Source organism: Candidatus Poribacteria bacterium (assembly GCA_009839745.1).
Lineage (GTDB): Bacteria > Poribacteria > WGA-4E > WGA-4E > WGA-3G > WGA-3G.
Genome location: VXPE01000017.1, coordinates 1 through 19,213, shown reverse-complemented (window position 1 = coordinate 19,213; position 19,213 = coordinate 1). Strand labels below are relative to the sequence as shown.

The 19,213-nt window shown below is 48.1% G+C and carries 15 protein-coding genes and 1 pseudogene; 14 read left to right on the top strand and 2 right to left on the bottom strand.

All coding sequences use genetic code 11. The features are described from left to right. Positions 1–37 precede the first annotated feature (37 nt). The 5 genes from F4X88_02685 (at position 38) to F4X88_02665 (ending at position 5,570) form a co-directional block, all read left to right on the top strand. The gene (locus F4X88_02685) at positions 38–1,390 is read left to right on the top strand and encodes a sulfatase-like hydrolase/transferase (protein ID MYA55178.1); all 1,353 of its coding nucleotides are present in this window, start codon (positions 38–40) and stop codon (positions 1,388–1,390) included. Further along, a complete protein-coding gene (locus tag F4X88_02680; protein MYA55177.1) occupies positions 1,314–2,135 on the top strand; it encodes a class I SAM-dependent methyltransferase in 822 nt (273 codons plus the stop codon). The genes F4X88_02685 and F4X88_02680 overlap by 77 nt, the downstream gene beginning before the upstream one ends. A gap of 154 nt (positions 2,136–2,289) precedes the next feature. Further along, the gene (locus F4X88_02675; protein ID MYA55176.1) at positions 2,290–3,168 is read left to right on the top strand and encodes a hypothetical protein; all 879 of its coding nucleotides are present in this window, start codon (positions 2,290–2,292) and stop codon (positions 3,166–3,168) included. Between the two features lie 115 nt (positions 3,169–3,283). Continuing rightward, entirely contained in the window at positions 3,284–4,258 is a 975-nt protein-coding gene (locus tag F4X88_02670) for an ATP-binding cassette domain-containing protein (protein MYA55175.1), read from the top strand. 40 nt (positions 4,259–4,298) lie between these two features. Then, positions 4,299–5,570 (top strand): cytochrome-c peroxidase, encoded by a 1,272-nt coding sequence (locus F4X88_02665; GenBank protein ID MYA55174.1) that lies wholly within the window; start codon positions 4,299–4,301, stop codon positions 5,568–5,570. Here the strand turns inward: F4X88_02665 and F4X88_02660 are convergent. Further along, a complete protein-coding gene (locus F4X88_02660; GenBank protein ID MYA55173.1) occupies positions 5,567–5,965 on the bottom strand; it encodes a HEPN domain-containing protein in 399 nt (132 codons plus the stop codon). The genes F4X88_02665 and F4X88_02660 overlap by 4 nt on opposite strands. 36 nt (positions 5,966–6,001) lie before the next feature. Continuing rightward, positions 6,002–6,319, bottom strand: a pseudogene (locus F4X88_02655) (nucleotidyltransferase domain-containing protein). 208 nt (positions 6,320–6,527) lie between these two features. Between F4X88_02655 and F4X88_02650 the strand changes: the two are divergent. The 9 genes from F4X88_02650 to F4X88_02610 all read left to right on the top strand — a co-directional run bounded on the left by F4X88_02650 (position 6,528) and on the right by F4X88_02610 (position 19,106). Next, positions 6,528–7,457 (top strand): fumarylacetoacetate hydrolase family protein, encoded by a 930-nt coding sequence (locus F4X88_02650; protein ID MYA55172.1) that lies wholly within the window; start codon positions 6,528–6,530, stop codon positions 7,455–7,457. A 176-nt stretch (positions 7,458–7,633) separates the two neighbouring features. Further along, complete coding sequence (locus tag F4X88_02645; protein ID MYA55171.1) at positions 7,634–8,383, top strand: glucose 1-dehydrogenase; 750 nt, start codon at positions 7,634–7,636, stop codon at positions 8,381–8,383. A 2-nt stretch (positions 8,384–8,385) separates the two neighbouring features. Then, a complete protein-coding gene (locus F4X88_02640; protein ID MYA55170.1) occupies positions 8,386–11,139 on the top strand; it encodes a tetratricopeptide repeat protein in 2,754 nt (917 codons plus the stop codon). A gap of 463 nt (positions 11,140–11,602) precedes the next feature. Next, complete coding sequence (locus F4X88_02635; GenBank protein MYA55169.1) at positions 11,603–12,685, top strand: energy transducer TonB; 1,083 nt, start codon at positions 11,603–11,605, stop codon at positions 12,683–12,685. A 13-nt stretch (positions 12,686–12,698) separates the two neighbouring features. After that, positions 12,699–13,301: a hypothetical protein gene (locus F4X88_02630; GenBank protein MYA55168.1), complete on the top strand. Its 603-nt coding sequence runs from the start codon at positions 12,699–12,701 to the stop codon at positions 13,299–13,301. Between the two features lie 4 nt (positions 13,302–13,305). Then, complete coding sequence (locus tag F4X88_02625; GenBank protein MYA55167.1) at positions 13,306–14,853, top strand: T9SS type A sorting domain-containing protein; 1,548 nt, start codon at positions 13,306–13,308, stop codon at positions 14,851–14,853. Positions 14,854–14,863: 10 nt separating this feature from the next. Beyond that, positions 14,864–17,029, top strand: coding sequence for an SUMF1/EgtB/PvdO family nonheme iron enzyme (locus F4X88_02620; protein ID MYA55166.1), 2,166 nt, complete (start codon positions 14,864–14,866; stop codon positions 17,027–17,029). A gap of 524 nt (positions 17,030–17,553) precedes the next feature. Next, positions 17,554–18,465 carry a hypothetical protein gene (locus tag F4X88_02615; protein ID MYA55165.1) on the top strand — a complete coding sequence of 304 codons (912 nt, stop codon included), beginning with the start codon at positions 17,554–17,556 and terminating at the stop codon, positions 18,463–18,465. A gap of 2 nt (positions 18,466–18,467) precedes the next feature. Next, positions 18,468–19,106 (top strand): alpha-ketoglutarate-dependent dioxygenase AlkB, encoded by a 639-nt coding sequence (locus F4X88_02610; GenBank protein ID MYA55164.1) that lies wholly within the window; start codon positions 18,468–18,470, stop codon positions 19,104–19,106. The last annotated feature ends 107 nt before the right edge of the window (positions 19,107–19,213 follow it).

The following is a 19,213-nucleotide window of genomic DNA, read 5'->3' as shown; positions in this document are numbered from 1 at the left end:
AAACGCACGCTGTTCCTCCGCAAGGTAAAATTAAAAGATGCAACCTAACTTCATTATCTTTCTAACCGATGATCAAGGATACGGCGACCTGTCCTGCATGGGCGCGCCTGATTTCAAAACGCCACATCTCGACAGAATGGCGACAGAGGGAGCACGCTTCACGGATTGGTACTCAAATTCACCCGTCTGTTCTCCTTCGCGCGCAGCATTACTGACAGGACGATACCCGTGCCATGCGGGAGTGCGTTCGATTTTAGCAGGGCATCGCACTGCTACAGGGTTACCGCCTTCCGTGCCGTCACTCGCAACGGCATTGAAGGCGCGCGGTTATTACACGGCGATGTCGGGAAAATGGCATCTCGGGCTCGTAGAAGGTTCGCGCCCTGAACATCACGGATTCGACGATTGGTTCGGGTTCATGGCAGGATGCATCGATTTCTTCTCACACATCTTCTATTGGGGCTTAGGACAACCCGGCATCGACCAGACACATGACCTCTGGGAAAACGGCGAAGAGATATATCGGAATGGTGAATACTTCACCGAACTCATCACCGAATACGCCATCAGATATATCCGAAAATCCGTTGAACTCGGCAAACCCTTTTTCCTTTACGTGCCTTACAACGCGCCGCACTATCCGATGCACGCACCGGAAAAATATGTAGATCGGTTCCCAAATTTGCCCTGGGACAGACAGATTATGGCGGCGATGCTCAGTGCCGTTGACGATAGTGTTGGCGAAATTTTCGCCGAACTTGAGAGACTCGGACTCGCAGAAAACACCTTCTCCTATTTCCAGAGTGACAACGGTCCGTCGCGCGAAACCCGAAATTGGTTAGATGGCACACAGGATCCCTATTATGGCGGCACTGCTGGTAAACTGAAAGGACATAAATTCAGTCTCTACGAAGGCGGTATTCGTTCCCCTGGAATCATGAACTGGCCCCAGCGAATCCCGGCAGGACAGGTCATCAATGAAGTCGGCGCAGCAATGGATGTGTTCCCGACCTTCCTCGCCGCTGCAGGCGGAGACCCTTATGCTTACGAACCAGATGGGCTTAATGTCCTACCTACAGTAACAAACGGTGAATCCATACCACATCGAGAAATCTATTGGGAGATGGGTAAGCAGACTGCTGTGCGTCGGGGTAATTGGAAATTGGTGCTTAACGGCCAATTGGTAGAAGGCACACCTCCAGAGGATGATGTGCATCTCGCAAACCTCGACACCGATATGGGTGAAACACAGAACCTTAAAGATGAACACTCGGAACTCACTGCTGAATTGACAGAAGCCGCCCAAACATGGCGTGAAGGCATTGAAACGCATTGGGAGACTGAATGGGTCAACCCAAACGGCACAACAGGTTACATCAAGGAGCGGTAAAGTGCTAAGTGACATCCAAGATGCCTATGGGCACCTGCTTTCAGATTACCATAACGGCAGAGAAAATGTTGAAATTGTGGAGAGAGAAGACGGGTTCATTGATGTAAGCCGTTTGGGACCCTTTAACTACTTTGCTGAATATAACGACTGGGCTGAACACCAAAGAACCGGAATAGCACACGCTACAGGCAGCGTCTTGGATATTGGATGTGGGGTAGGACGGCATTCTATCTATCTTCAGGAACAAGGTCTTGATGTTTTAGGAACCGACATCTCACCCTTAGCCATCCAGATCTGTCAAAGCCGCGGGCTCAAAAATGCCCTCGTCACATCTGTCACACAGCTGAGTTCCAAAATCGGCACCTTCGACACGATTCTCATGATGGGCCACAATTTCGGACTCGTCGGCAGCCGTAAAAGAGCAAAGTGGCTCTTGAAACGCTTTGCCGCCATGACAACAGATACCGCGAAAATTATCGCTGAAACAATGGATCCTTATCAAACAGAGGAACCATGTCATTTAGCCTATCACCAATTCAACCGAGATAGAGGACGGATGAGCGGTCAGTTAAAACTACGAATTCGTTACCGACAATATACCACCCCGTGGTTTGATTATCTGTTTGTTTCAAAGTCGGAGATCGAAGACATCCTTGACGGAACAGCGTGGTGGATTGAACGCTACATTGACGCAGCCGATACACCGACGTATGTCGCAATTTTATCTAAACGTATGCATTCCTGATTATCATAGTGTCGGTAGGCGCGGCGCAGGTGAGTTGTTTTTGCGTGGGTATTTCCCCAGGAACTCTCGTCCGTCAAGAACATCTGTGTTACCGTAGGGGTTGGGTTACCCAGCCCGTACAGATAGGAAGCCTTATCGAAAGACGAGATATGTCATGATACTTTTTAAATTTGCCTTTATTACGGACACGCATCTGTACCTAAACGCCCCAAGAAATTTCGCCAGCGGACTTCAGCAACAAAAAAAGAGTCTGCAACTTTACGAAAAGCTGGTTGAACAACTGAACGCGTTTGAGCCTGCCTTTGTCATTCACGGTGGGGACGTTGTGTGTGGGGGTCAAAGTTTCGGCATGTCCGCAGAGGAATTTGAAGCCACACTTGAGGGCGCACAAGAACTCGGGCAACGCCTAAATGCCCCCTGCTATTACATCCCCGGTAACCATGATTTGCATCCCGAAACCGGTTCTAAAGACCACTATTTGGCACACTTCAGCACCAACGGCATGGGTTCCATCAGTTTTGTGCACGAAAATATCCGATTTATCCTCCTCGATTCGCAGGAGGTTCCCGAAGACCTCACACACGGGTATATCAGCACGAACCAACTGGCGTGGGCAGAGCGCGAATTGAAAAGAGCACGTGATTACAACGAAGAGGTTTTCATCTTTTCACATCAACTCCCGTTTCCGAACGTCGAATTCCAAGGAATTGGTTCAAGGGTTGCCAACTCCGCAGAGGTCCTCGAAATTACCGCTCCCTTTGAGAGACAAATTTTGGCATTTTTCTGTGGACATCTGCACCTCAATCGCGTCTTCAGGGAACAAGGCATGCTGTGTATCGTCTCCTCTGGCATTATCTGTTATCCGATGATGTGGCGACAGGTCCTGGTATATCCCGACAGAGTTGATGTGAAATCGGTCCCGGTTGACTTACCGGATGTCGTCGCTGAATCAGAAGCCGTTAATCCAGATAACAATCTGTATCTACTGGGCAGAGATCGGGATTTAAACTTCAGTATTCAACGGAGCGATTGAAAAAACCTTAACCCCTGGAGGCAGCATCGCAACATCGGCGCGATGCGGTTTTTTTTAAGAACTATGAATGCCAAGTTTCACTTGGTGATAACTCCCGTCAGGGCGAAGTTAAAAAATGATTGAAGTTGAAAATATTACCAAAAACTACGGTCCTTTCCAAGCACTCAAAGACATCTCCTTCCAAGTAGACAAGGGGCAAATTGTCGGCTTCCTCGGTCCCAATGGCGCAGGAAAGACAACGACAATGCGAATCCTCACCTGTTTTATGCCAGCGAGTAGCGGACGCGTTACCGTCGCCGGATATGATGTTTTTAAAGAGTCGCGAGAGGTCCGGAAACGCATCGGTTACCTCCCCGAAAACGTTCCGCTCTATCCGGAAATGACGGTAACGAAGTACTTGACGTATATGGCAAAGATCCGGAGCGTCCCGCGTAGCAATATCAACGGGCAACTGGATACCGCTATCGAGGCATGTGGGCTTACCGAACGCCGCCACCAGATTATCGGGCAACTCTCTCGCGGTTTCCGACAACGCGTTGGCTTAGCACAAGCACTCATTCACGAACCAGATGTCCTAATTCTCGATGAACCCACTTCTGGATTAGACCCACGGCAGATTGTCGAAATTCGTGAACTAATCAAAGCACTCGGCAGGGAACGGACTATCCTGTTCAGCACGCACATCTTACCCGAAGCCAGTCTCACATGCGAACGGTTGATTATCATCAGCCGCGGTAAAATTACGGGGGATGTCCTGTTGAAAGAGGGACGCGCTGTCCCCAGACAAGACGATGAATCCACCAATAGTCCAGAGAATTCGCAAGCTGCCTCCTCCATTCTCGCAGTTGAGATAGCAGGAGCATCAGCAGACGATGTATCCGCCGTCCTCCACGACATCCCAAACGTGATTCAAGTCGAGCAGATCAATACCGATACGGATGACACAGCGACGTTCCACCTTTACTATACACTGGCAACCGACATCCGTGCAGCAGTCGCAGCGACCATCGTCAAACGCGGGTGGCAACTGCTTGAAATGCACACGACTGAAATGTCTCTTGAGGAGCTGTTCCTGTCCTTGACGGTATAGCACATGCTATCTGCACATCTCGTCTCTTGGAAGCGTCAATATGCGTATCATAACCATCTGGATTATAGGCAGCGTCGCCTTACTTCTCTTTGGGTGCGGTGAGGAAAGTATTGAGGAGATACACCCCGAATCTGAGCCAGAACACCTCACAGAGACGCTCAATCTCTTTACCGAGAACGAATGGGCAGTGATTGAAAGCCTATCGCCGCTACCTGACAAACCCCCACCCAGCCCCACAAATCGCTTCGCTGATAATCCAGATGCGGCACAGTTAGGGCAGATGTTTTTCTTCGATGCTCGATTCTCAAAGGAAGGCACAATTTCCTGCGCAACATGCCATTCCCCCTTCCACGGCTTCGCTGATGTTGAAGGCACTTCATTGGGCAATAGACGCGGCACAAGAAACGCCCCAACTGTCCTCAATGCAGCCTATAACAAGTGGCAATTTTGGGACGGACGTGCCGAGACGCTCTGGACACAAGCACTGTTTGCATTCGAAGGGGAGGAAGAACAAGCAGGTACACGACTTCAGTACGCACACCTCATCAAACGACATTATGCAGCAAAATACGAAACCGTTTTCGGGGCACTTCCTGAGCTTAAAGATGCCACACGTTTCCCACCTCAGGGTAAACCTGGCGATAGGGCGTTTGATAACATGTCTGAAGCGGATCAGATTGCTGTGAACACCGTCTTCGCAAACATCGGTAAGGCAATTGAAGCTTACGAACGCCTTTTGATTCGTCGGAACGCCCCGTTTGATCGGTATGTAGCAGGCGATGAAGAAGCGATCACAATTGAAGCGAAACGCGGCTTAAAGATATTCATCGGAAAAGGGGTCTGTGTCCTCTGCCATGGCACCCCACATTTCAGAGATGACGATTTTCATAACTTGGGGATACCCCAAGGACCGTTACCGGAAGACACGGGACGTTTCCAAGGCATCGCGAAACTCTTAGCCGATCCGTTTAACAGTGCAGGCATTTATAGCGATTCAAGGGCGGATGCTGCAAACACGTTGAATTTGCTGGAGCCAAGACTGGAACACCAAGGTGAATTCAAAACGCCAACCCTCCGTAACGTCGCACTCACGCCGCCCTACTTCCACACTGGCGAATTTCCAACACTCGCCTCTGTCATTGAATTCAACGACGCAGGTGGCACCACAAACGAATTTGTCGGCAGGAGCGCAGCCCCAGTAGAACCCCTCCATCTCAGCGAACAGGAAAAAAGAGACCTTGTCGAGTTTTTAGAGACATTGACAGGCGAACCGCCACCAGCACATCTACTAATAAAACCTAAACTCCCTTAGTTATTTTCCACATCAAGCGGTAGTTTTAACTGCTCGCGCACGGATCGCCGAACCTCATCGCAGACGCGCACCGCATACTCGGCATCGTCTGCTGTAGCGGAGGCACCGGGATAGCGAGTTGCTACCGCATGCTTAGAAAGCGATGAAAAGTCCGGTTCCCACACCTGCCAAATCGGGACAGACGGAACAATCAGTCCCAACAACTCCTTCAAATCGTGCGTCCTCGAAAACGGAATATTTGCCTCTTGCAGCCACGCCTTTAGATACTTCTGAACACATTGCTGGGCATGGAAACATACAATGTTATATAGCGGATGCTGCCCTTGCTGAAGCTGTCGCATCCCAATATAATCTTCTTCAGCGTTCTCCACCCATTCCCATGTCAACGGATTCATAGCACACTGTTCCTTCTTCGGGGGTTTCAAGAGAAAATTGGCAGATTCATAGAGTACTTCACCCTTTTCAGTGACTTCGTGGAGAAACCAGTCGTTATATGAGAGACGATACGCAATCTCTTCAGGCGAACGCACGAGCAAGTCCATACGAAAGCGGTGCGGAATACGCCCATAAATCTCCCTCTCTCGCTTGCGAGTCTCTGATTTTGAGCCCGGCATCACTATCAACAAATCAACATCCGAGTATTCCCTCGGAGTGCCATACGCATAAGAACCGAACAGAACAATTTGGAGCGGTGCGAACTCGCGCACGATATCATCACAGGTCGCTTGAATCTCTTCCCGGGTAACCATGTTCATTCCCCCTTGTGTTCGATCTACCGACAACAGGAACCTACCGCGACTACAGGTAAAGGTATAGGGCTAATTATGCCATATCTCCATCTCATACGCAACGAAAATCCTTTTCAAAAAAGTCTTGATTTCTAAATGCATCTATCGTATAATCAACACCACACAATTATTTGAATAAGGAATCGCGATCGTCTTAAGAAGAACGCCTATGAAACTCGTTACCTTTCAAACCAAATCGACGAACACGACACCAAAACTCGGCGCGTGGATCGATAGGGATCAGATTATTGACCTCACTGCTGTTGCCCCAGATATGTCCCAATTCTTTGAACAGAATTGCATCGCCGATGCGCAAGGGTACATTGAACGCACAGACCTATCCGATGCCGCTGTCCGCGTTGCTGATGTGCAGCTGCTCGCGCCGTTTCCATGCCCTGCGAGCCTGCGGGATTTCGGTGTCTTCAAAACCCACATGGACGCTGCTGCGCGGATTACCGGTAAAGAAATTTCACCTGAATGGTTCAAACTGCCCAACTACTACCGCGGCAGCACGAGTCCGTCCTCCATCGCTGGACACGAAACCGTTGTTACCTGGCCCAACTATACCCAGAAACTCGATTTTGAACTGGAGTGGGGGGTCTATATCGGCAAAACCGGGAAAAACATTTCCGTAGCAGAAGCCTCCGAGTATATTGCCGGTTACACGATTTACAATGACATCAGTGCGCGGGACATTCAATTTCGACACATGACGCTGGCACTCGGTCCCGCCAAAGGCAAGGATTTCGATAACAGCAACATCATGGGACCCTGCCTCGTTACACCCGATGAAATCGGTGATCCCTACAACCTCCGAATGATCGCCAGAGTCAACGGCGAAGTCTGGGCAGACGGCAATACCTCGGATATGTATTACTCATTTGAAGAAATGATTTCGTTCGTTTCACAGTCAGAGACGCTCTATCCGGGTGAGTTTTTAGGTTCCGGCACCGTGGGAAACGGGTGTGGGTGGGAGCTCGACCGCTGGATCCAGCCCGGTGATGTTGTTGAACTTGAGGTTGAAAACATCGGTATGATCAGAAACCAGATCGGTGAACCGGAAGTGAATCCCGCCGGATGGACGGAAAAAGGACTTTAATTTTTCCTTTCGGATTTTTAATTTTACCTTGCGGAGTAACAACGTACGTTTGGACTTTGACGTGCGTTGCTCATATCCGCTCTCCATTTCATTACGAGCTACAAGTTTGGGACTAACGAAAAACCCCTTAACTGATAACTGACGACTATTCTTACTGACAACTGATAACTATTAAAATGCGACTTAAAAACAAGGTAGCCATTGTTACAGGTGCTGCATCCGGTATCGGAAAAGCCACAGCGATCCTATTCGCCGAACACGGCGCAAAAATAGTCGTTGCCGATATCGATGAAGACCGTGCAAACCAAACTGTTGCCGTTATTCGAGATGCAGGCAACGAAGCGATCTACATCCAAACCGATGTAACCCTTTCAAACAATACTGAAAGGATGGTGCGCGAGACCCTTACCACCTACGGAAAACTCGATATTTTGCTTAGCAGTGCGGGCATTGCAATGCGACTCCCTGTCGGCGATTTGCCAGAGGAGGATTGGCACCGGTGTTTAGATGTGAACCTCACGGGTGTCTATCTCTGTGCCAAAGCAGCGATCCCTGCCATGCTGGAAAATGGTGGGGGTTCCATCATCAATCTGTCCTCTATCTACGGGCTTGTCGGCGCGGACGTTCGAGCAGCGTATGTCGCTTCCAAAGGGGGTGTGACGAACCTCACCCGCGGGATGGCACTCGATTACGCCGAGGATAATATCCGTGTTAACTGTATCTGTCCCGGCTTCGTTGAAACACCGTTAGTCGCCGGTGTCATTAAAACACCAGAGGAATATCAGAGTCTTGGAGACAGACATCCGATGCGCAGGCTCGCGCAACCCGAAGAGATCGCCTACGGCGCGCTCTACCTTGCCTCCGACGAATCTGCCTTCGTTACAGGCATCGCCTTACCGATTGATGGTGGCTACACTGCCGGATAAAAATGCGAAAATTTTTTCTGATTACTTTCCTCATTCTACTCATAAACAGCGCGTACCTGTTCAGCTTCGGTGAACCGACGCTCTTTTACATTTTCAACGTCCTATTCCACGTTGGACTCGGTGTTGTTCTCATAATTCCATTCAGTATCTATGTCTACCGACAATTCAGGCATCTCTCAACACTCGGACAAATAGGGATTATCGGAATAGCCGGTGGTATCATCAGTGGTGGCTATCTGATGATTGTCGGCGCGACAACTCCCTATCGGTGGCTACTCATCACACACATTATCAGTGTAAGCGCCGGGAGTCTTCTCCTCTGTATCCACCTCTTAAGAGACAAAGAACGCCTCACGCCATTATTCAAAAAAATCAGCCTCGGGGTGCTAATTGCTGTCGTCCTTTTCCCGATAGGCGCGAAACTCACACAACACTATTTACCCAATGAAACATATCTCGTCGAGAATCCCGCACTCCCTCCCACGAGTATGTATGAAGAAGGCGGTGGCACAACCGGTCATTTTTTCCCCGCCTCCGTTGAAACAGAGACCGGCGGTCTGATTCCAACCGACTTCTTTCTCACATCGGAAACCTGTGCTACGAAGGGCTGTCACCCAGATATCTATCGGCAGTGGAACGAATCCGCTCACCATTTCTCCTCCTTCAATAACCAGTGGTATCGCAAGTCCATTATCTATATGCAGGAGGTCAACGGTATCCAACCCTCTAAATGGTGCGGGGGATGCCACGACCCCGCAATTTTACTCAACGGTGTGATGGATAGACCCATCCGTGAAAACCTCCACACACCCGCCGCTCAAGCAGGACTCGCCTGCACAGCGTGCCATTCCATGGAAAAAGTCAAAGACACGATGGGTAACAGTGGGTATGTGATTAAATACCCACCCCTTCACGACATCGCCGCCAGCGATAATCCTGTTATCCGCAATCTGCACAACTACCTCATCCGACTTGATCCGGAGCCTCACAAAAAAAGCTTCCTTAAACCGTTTCACCGTGAAAACACCGCCGAATTCTGTTCAACCTGTCATAAAGTGCATCTCGACGAACCGGTCAACAACTTTCGATGGCTCCGCGGTTTTAACGACTACGATCAGTGGCAGAAAAGTGGGGTCTCACATCAAGGCGCGTTGTCCTTCTACTACCCCGAAACGGCGAAGAAATGCGTCGATTGCCACATGCCACTCGTTGACTCTACAGATGCCGGGAATATCAACGGCAAGGTGCATAACCACCGATTCCCCGCCGCGAACACAGCACTGCCCTTTGTGAATCAGCACCCAGAACAACTCAAAATCGTAACAGACTTTTTGCAAGATGACGTGGTAACGTTAGATTTATTCGCAGCCGGCACACCCATCCCCCGGGACGGCACTGAAGTCGTCCGAGGCGAGAACACACGGATCGATGTCGTCGTCCGCACACGGGGGGTCGGTCACCGCTTTCCAACTGGCACCATCGACGCATTCGACATCTGGCTGGAAGTGAAAATTACCGACGAAAACGGTAAAATTGTCTTCTGGAACGGCAGAATTGCCGCGCCGAACGGAAACGGACCCGTTGACCCAGGCGCGCACTTTTATCGTGCCTATATGCTGGATGCACACGGAAACCTGATTAATAAACGAAATGCTTGGGCAACCCGAACACTCCTCTATTCAAACACAATCCCGCCGGGTGCCGCTGATACTGCGCGCTACCGACTCGAAATCCCGTCCGATTGTGGAAATCTGCTCACAGTGGAGGCGAAACTCAATTACCGCAAATTCAATTGGTGGCACACACAGTGGGCTTACGCAGGCGTGCGCGACCCAGAAGATACAGATTTTCAGGTAGATAAAGGCTACGACGATGGCAAGTGGGTCTGGACGGGCGACACCTCGGATGTCGCAGGAAAAATTAAGGAGATCCCAAACCTACCCACCGTCGTCATGGCATCTACAACAGCAACCTTAAAAGTAGCAGGGTCTTTAGAAAGCCCACACGCGGCTTTCTCCCACCCTGTGCTGCCAGCCGAAGTAGGTGAAACACCTTCTGCGTCGTTACAAAAAGCAGGAGATGTAGTCTCTATGTCATCCCAATCTGAAAATACGCGTGAACGGTGGAACGACTACGGTATCGGGTTACTCCTACAAGGCGATCTGAAAGCCGCAGAAACCGCATTCTTAAAGGTAACCGAGATAGAGCCAACATACCTCGATGGATGGGTAAACGTGGCAAGAGCTAGAATCCAAGAAGGAGACATGCAAGGCGCAGAAGTGATGCTTGAAAAGGCGTTTGAAATCCAGCAGACCTTGCCCCCTGAAAACCCACATCGTGCGAAGGTCCACTACTTTTACGCACTCATTCAGGAGACGTATGGCAATTACGACACAGCGATTGAACATCTTCAGCAGGCTGCTGCGCAATTCCCGCGTGATACGCGTGTCCGAAATAAACTCGGACGTATGCATTTCTTGAAACGCAACTACGAAACCGCGCTATCAGAATTCCAGAAGACGCTCACCGTCGATCCAGAAGATCTGGACGCACATTACAACATGATGCGGTGTTACCGTGCCCTCAAGAACCCCTCGCTCGCCGCCAAATCGCAAAAACTCTACCTACGCTTCAAGGCAGACGAATCCGTCGATGCAATCACGGGTATCCCGCGCCGTGCAGACCCGGATGTCAATCGCGAACGCCAACGGATTCACGAACACACCAACAGTTATGAACCGCTACCCAACCCCTGAACATCAACATGCCACTGAGCTGAAAAAAATTGAATTTATTTTCATTTTTGTGTATAATATTCACAGACGTTAGGGAGGACTCGACACGGCTATTGAGTCCTATCTGTAGGAGCGAGCTCCCACGAAAATCACTGAACAATCACACGTTTTTGAAATAACACACATGAAAAGGCAACTTGCGAATTTCCTATCTCAAATTTCAGTTTACACGATGGATATTTCTCCACTCGTGTGTATGCCTAATTGTTTAATCAAGTTGACATTTACCCCCCCCCTCCCACTTATTTTACGTTAAGTTTTTTTCCAATAGACAGTTCTCTCCAACCATCAAACGTCGGATGGAATCGCTTAGTGCCCACTCGCGCGCTGTTCTGCACAGTGCCGCGTGCTGCGGGCATTTTTTGGTGCAGTGGGGACTTCCGAAGTCGCGCCATTTTAATTGTTATCAAAGGAGAATACACTATTGAACAAGCGAATGCTTGCTATGTCTTTTTTCTACGTGCTTGTGTTTTCTGCTGTCGTGTCCGCGCAAACAGGGTTTTATAGGTCGCCAGCGGGGAAAATAGGCGTTGGTATAGGGTATCAACGCTATAGCCCCCCGGAGCGAACAGAGGCACCCTTCCGTTTTCATGCCCAAACGCTCTTAGGGAATCTGGATTATGCGTTCAACAACGATCTAAAAATATCGTTCTTGCCAGGAGTCTCTTTTTTTGAAGCGAACACCCAAACACCTTACGAAATAGCACCCAGTCCTTCCGTTGATCTTCGACTGCTAAACGTCAATGATATGAACATGACGGGATTGAAGTTTTTTTTAGTCGGTGGTTTCCGAACCCAATATACGAATATTGTCAGGACCGGGGACCTGCCGCTGCATTCCATAAATATGACCCTCCGCGGCGGTGCGGGGCTGTTACATATTCTTGAAACCGGCTATGCATGGCGTCTTAAGCCTTTCTTTGGGATGTTCTATACGCAAGCCTGGAACAACGTCTCAACAACTCAGAAAGTCCACGTGAATACCGCACAGAATTTTTTCACCGGCGAAACAGGCGTAGAGATTGAGTTGTCACCCACAATGAGTGCCATCGGGAGTGTTGAATTCTCTTTTCAAAGTTCGGAATTGCTGTATCGCTTCGGATTAAACTTTCATCAGGCACCTACTCTCAACATACAGAATAAAACAACACCACAGCCCCGAAAAACGAATACTTCATCCTCACCGCTTACCACCCGATTAGCCGGTATCGATGTTGACCCTGAACCTGGTGTCACACCGCCCGATTACAAGTTCAGAGTAGAACCCTTATACCCAGTCATAGCAAAGAACAGGAAAATAGAGGGTGAGGTCGTTTTAGAAGCAACCATCAATGAACAGGGACTCCCGTTAGACGTTGTGGCACTCACCACCCTCGGGTTCGGACTTGAGGAAGCCGCAATGCAAGCATTGAGGAAAACAACTTTCTATCCTGCTATCAAGGATGGAAGATTGACCCCTAAACGCGTTACATTACGCTATCGGTTTACCCTCAGAAATACCAATTAATAGGAGATTCGCTATGGCATACAAAACCTTCTTTGTTCTGTGTCTATTGGCGTTTTATGTTATCGGATGCTCTACGGACAACACGGATGACGCATCTATATTCCCTGTCCCTCCAACAATTCCTGAGGAAACACAAGAAGCAACGCCTCCAGTAGTTCCCGTCCAAGTGGTGCCTCCACCGGTCCCAGAACCTATCGTAGAGGAACCCGTTATAGAGGAGCCGGTTGTAGAAGAACCAGAACCAGAGCCAGAACCTGTTGAAGAAGAACCAGAGGAACCAAAAGACGAGACTCACCCAAAATTCGTAGATAGCACTGTATGGCATGGCGATGTAGGTATCGCTTTACACACCAACCAATTCATTTTCACTTTTGATGAAAATATCGATGCTACGATTATCAAACTCGTAGATATTACAGAAGGGAAACGCACCGATATGGAATGGGAACATTTTATACGCGGCACACAAGTTGTGCTTTTAAAAGTCGCAGAGAGTTTAGCGTTAAAACCAAGTAGAGCATACACTATAGAAATTTCAGTGGCAGACGAAGAACAGAACTGGCATCCGGATAGTATCATCACTTTTGTAACCGAGATAAAGCCGGAGAAGGGGTGAGGGCATGTTTAGAAAACGGTTCAAGTCCAAAACGACTAATTTCGTAATTTTAAGTCTGTTACTTGCTAATATATCTGCGGCTAATTTTGAGGTGAAGGTGATATATTTTCAACCAACCGATAGTCAAGATAGATCGGAGTGGTTAGATTTAGATGCTATGATGAAGTCTATTCAGGACACATATCAGTCTGAGATGGAACGTCACGGTTTTAGAGGCAAAACCTTTAGATTAAAGACAACTCACAATGGTCAAGTAATTGTTTACAAAGTAAAAGGGACACATAACAAAGCACATTATTCTGGTGATACGTTACCCATTGTAAGAGAAGAATTAAAAAGGAAGGGTTATAATGACCGTCAGAGTATATATGTTGTGGTGATGGCAGGCATGGGTGCTCTGTGGAACAATTTTGCGGCGGGCATTGCTAGCGCGCGCCCTGTCGGGGGATGGCGTGGCAATTCGGAGTATTACGCTTATTGTTTAAGTGTGGAAACTCGGGGACGAGATTACATTGAAGGTGTAATTCGGCACGAATTAGGACACGCTTTTGGGTTACACCATATCGCTTTATATGATGGGAATGATTGGATTATGGGGAGCGGTGATAGACTTGCTTTCCATGAAGCTCGCTGGCTATCCAGAAACCATTATTTTAATAATGCCTGGAACCATAATGTAGCACCTAACCTAGAAGAATTTCACGGTGTTGAGGTATTGGATAACGGTAAAATTAGATTCAGCGCAACTGCATTGGATGAAAGCAGTATATTTCAAGCTTACGGCTGGGTTAATACAGCTATTATTGGTTGGAATTTCTTCGATCCTGCCTTCTTTGAATTTGGTGTGAAAGCAAAGATTGATTTTACCGATATTGATAGAGAGCACTTAAATGACAATAAGATATATTTCCAATTCATGGATGCTGATGGTAATTGGACCTATCACAATCCTAAAACATATACATTGCCTAAGCCGCCTAGCAACAACGAACCCGCTGATAGTGAGCAATTTCCTGATTGTATCCTTTGTGATCTGGACAGATTTGAAGAGCATTTGAAAAGTATAGATGTAGATGGGAATGGACTTGTGAATATCGTGGATTTGGACATCGTTATTTCAAACTTGGGGGAAAATATTGACGAAGGGACAGATCCAAATCCCGATGTCAACCGAGATGGTGTGGTAACCCAAGCGGATGTTGACCTGATTATTAAACAGTTAAATGCAGCCGCCGCCCCTACCGCTCCGAAGGTCCCAGAACGGACGCAACTGCTATCCAACTATCCGAATCCGTTCAACCCTGAAACCTGGATCCCCTATCAGCTAGCAAAACCTGCGGACATCGCCGTACGTATTTATGCTATAAACGGGGAATTGATACGAACGTTAGACATAGGGCACCAACCCGCGGGGAACTATCAGACGCAGAGCAGGGCTGCCTATTGGGACGGCAGAAACAACATCGGTGAACCCGTCGCAAGCGGGGTCTATTTCTACACACTCACCGCAGGTGATTTTACTGCCACGCGTAAAATGTTAATACGGAAATAAAGGTTCCATCATGAAGAAATCTTTCGTTTTTGCAGTGCTATCTCCGGTCCTGCTATTTTCGGGTCTCCTTTCTGTTCCAATGCAGTTCATTGCTGTTCCTGAGGCAGCCGCCCAGCACAGTATGAACGTCACCGTCCGTACTGAAGACGGCACAGAACTTCCACTCTACAAGAACTCCCACGCCCTCGTCATCGGAAATGGTGCATACCCCGCAAAGAATGGCTGGAATCCGCTACCAGGGGCAGTGAACGATGTCACGGAAGTCGCAGAAGTCCTCGAACACCACGGCTTCGATGTAAACCTGAAAACCGATGTGACAACGGCTGAGTTTCATCAAGCTTTCTCCGATTTCATCTATGAATCTGGCAAAGACACAGACAATCGACTTCTGTTCTACTATGCCGGACACGGATATACAACAAAGTCGACGATAGACGAAGACCTCGGCTATCTCGTGATGCTTGACACACCGCCCCCAGAGAATGCAGCCGAGTTTGACCTTTATAGTGTAGATATGGTCAAGTTGGTGTCAGACTCAAAGAAAATTCATGCCAAGCATGTCCTATTTATGTTTGACAGCCGCTTCTCAGGGACAATTCTCAACCTGCAGAACCAGGATATACCTTTACCTATCACGGAGCAGATTAGAAACCCTGTCCGCCAGTTCATCACAGCAGGTCTCGCTGATGAACCCGTGCCAAGCAGAAGTGTGTTTAAGATGGCATTCCTGAACCTGCTGGAACGACGTGTTATGGAACCGCTGCCGGATGGTTATCTCACGGGCGTTGAGTTAGCGGATTATCTATACAGAACCGTCCCCGCTTTACCTGAAGGACAACACCCGCAGCACGGGAAAATCCGAGATCCGCAGTTGAATACGGGTGATTTCGTGTTTGTGCTACCCCAAAACAATTGGCAAGCGGAAAAGGCTGTCGAGGTGGATACCATAGCGACATTAGATATAACCACTACGCTCAAAGGCGCGACAGTTTACATCGATCGTGTTTTTGTTGGAAGAACGCCACTCCAAGGCTATCCGATTGACACGGGAATTCACCTTGAAAAATCGGTGTATGTCGGTGTGGAGTTCCCGGGTTACAAAAGTCGTGTCCGGAAAATATCCTTAAAGGGTGGACAAAAACTTTCATGGGATGTGGATTTAGAGAAAATGGAACGCCCGAAAGTATCCTCGAAACCAGAATTGAACCAGTCACCAGCTGACCTGACAGAAAATAGCCAGACAAACACGAGCGATCCCCCTGATTCCTCCGTGGATTCCGATAGTTCCGAGAAGCAACCCGATGTGCCACAAGCGATTCTTGAAGAGGACACCGCTTCAACTGCGGAAACACTATCGCCTTCTTCAAATACACCACAGACGATTCTCGGAGCAGATACTGCACCGATGGTTCTGATTCCCGCAGGTGAATTTCAGATGGGGAGTAGTCCAGGGACCTTCTACACTTCCGCTACAACTCCTGACCATATAGTCTATGTTGATGCCTTCTATATCGACAAATACGAGGTCACCCTCGGACAATACAATCAATTTGTGCTGGCGACGAATCATCGCCCCTTACCCGATTGGGTATATCAGTATGCGTCGACGGATGCGCACCCCGTTATCGGTGTCAGTTGGGAGGATGCCAGAGCGTATGCGAAATGGGCAGGCAAGCGGCTCCCAACAGAAGCAGAATGGGAAAAAGCCGCACGGGGTGGGTTAGTCCAGAAAAATCACGCCTGGGGGGACACCCCACCGGACGGAACGCAGTGCAATTTCGCAGATAAGAGACTCTGGGAGATCTGGAACAGAGAAAAAGACCCCGACGATAATTGGGCAGATGAAACGCTCGATGATGGCTACGCATACATAGCACCCGTTGGGAGTTATCCACCGAATGGATACGGTCTATATGATATGGAAGGCAATGTCTGGGAGTGGTGTTTCGATGCATACGATGAAAATTTCTATGCGGATTCACCTTACGCGAATCCGATCGCTGAAATTCTTATAAGAGATGGCGCCAGCAATATCGTCGCTGTCAATAAACTCCGCGTCACACGTGGGAGTTCCTGGTATGATTCAGTCCCCTGGATCGCCAGCCGCTTTGGACAGTCTCCAGAAACCCGAGTCAGGAACGTGGGTTTCCGGTGTGTCCAATCCGTAACGCCTTGAATTGTTGCCTTATTCACGGGCACACCAATAACTAGATGAACCCCGAACTCCTGTAAAACAGACTTACACGCTGACAGGCGAAGTCCTATTCATCTCCAGTTCTTTAGCAACCCTCCAATCGGCATTCGCTTTTTGCTGTTCTTTAAGATGATGCCACGCCTCGCCGCGCCGACGATAGGCTTCTGCATGCTGAGGAGCACGTTACCCTCTTTTGTAGCATAACCTGTTAGGTTGTGCATAGCATCGTTCATTGACGAAGGGTGGACCTTTATCTGTAGTGTAGCGATCAAGTTTTGTGTTGCACACCTGCAGCATATTACACGTGCACTTATGCATATGTGCCACACTTTTCCTTGACATCCCCAAACGTCCCCTGTTATACTATTCCCAAGCTCGTGGACAGGATTCTCACCCCAACGCCCCCCGCGTTGAGCCCTATCCTATACCGTGAGACGGTGCTGACGAGTTGACGAGCGACCCCTCGTTTTATATGCTGAATATCTGTCGGTAAAAGGAGTCTTGAATTGTCGTATATTAATTATTCTGACACAAGAGGTTATTATCCGAGTGAAAATTTACAGAATTTGTTTGAGAAGACAGTCCTAACGCCATTTAGGGAGTCACTTCCAGAAGAAGCAAATGAATATGAGAGGGACATCAATTGGGAATATAAAAGGCGGTTAAGAGAAGACGTTCTGGAACGCGGTTCAACAGATTTCGATCAGAACTATAGGTCAGAACATGCTGGGAATTATACACCAGAGCAGAAGGTGTTACTTTATTGTGCCACTTATATGCCCATGCATCTTTATAGTGCCTATCATTTTTATAGCAATCACCTTAGGCACCTAACCGAATACAGGAACATAGTCTTTATTGACTTTGGTTGTGGCCCATTAACCTCAGGTATTGCATTTTGGGCTGCAACGGCACAGGGCAATATCACTTATATAGGTGTTGAGAAATCGGAATACATGCTTAATAAGGCACGGGAAATCCTCAAACATGGCCCCGATGGTAGTAGTGGACCTTTCTTTAACAAAGCCCGTTCTTGTATGAATTACGAGGACCTGAGCGGTTTATTAGATGGCATTGAAAAGGGCAACCCCTCTGATACATTGATACTCTTTAACTTCAGTTACGTGCTTGCCTCTTTGACATTCCAAGGAGAGATCAATGCGTTAATCAATGTATTTCTTGATATTGTGGAAGCGATCCTTGACTCTAAAATTGCCATGGTGTATCAGAATATCAGAGGTAACGATGAAAATTGGAAGAAACTCAAAGAGAGTGTTATGTGCTCTTTTCCCGGGATTAATTTTATTGCTCAAAATGACATGAAACCCATGCATGTAATATATGAACGGTTAATGGAAAGAACAGTGAACTCCAATCTTCACGTATCTTGTGATTACTTTTGTTTTCAAAGGAGTTGAGCATGGACCTACAATTAAAAATAGATTTTCAACCAGATACGCAACCTCTCCAGCCACAACCTCTTGAAAAACAAGAAATACCCACTACGATACCAGGGTTGCGGTATATAGAAAACTATATAACAGCGAAAAGACATGATTTGTTATTAACTGAGGTAGACACACACCCATGGCTTGATGACTTAAAGCGGCGCGTTCAGCATTACGGCTTTAAATATGACTACAGGGCACGGAAAGTGAACCATGATATGCGTATCGGAAAGTTGCCAGAGTGGTTGAAGGAACTGAGTGAGAAATTGCTTAAAGATGAATACATGCCGGAAGTCGCAGATCAGGTAATCATCAATGAGTACCTTCCAGGACAAGGTATAGCAAGTCACATTGACTGTGAACCTTGTTTCAAGGGAACAATTAGTTCATTGAGCTTAGGAGCAGGTTGCGTTATGAATTTCACACACAGATATGATAGGCGAACGGCGCAGGTTTGGCTCGAACCAGGGAGTCTACTTGTGATGAGCGGTGAAGCCCGCGAGAAGTGGATGCACGGGATAACCGCTCGGAGATCTGATGTTTGGGAAGGTCAGACGTATCCGCGGGGACGGCGGATATCGCTTACATTTAGGAACGTGATTATAAGTTAAATGAGGGTGTTTCATAAATAAAGTTGAGTTGTGTCAGGATAATGGGTATCCTTTATAGTAAAGCCCATAATTAGTTATACACTTTTATGATTTCATCAAGCGTTGTC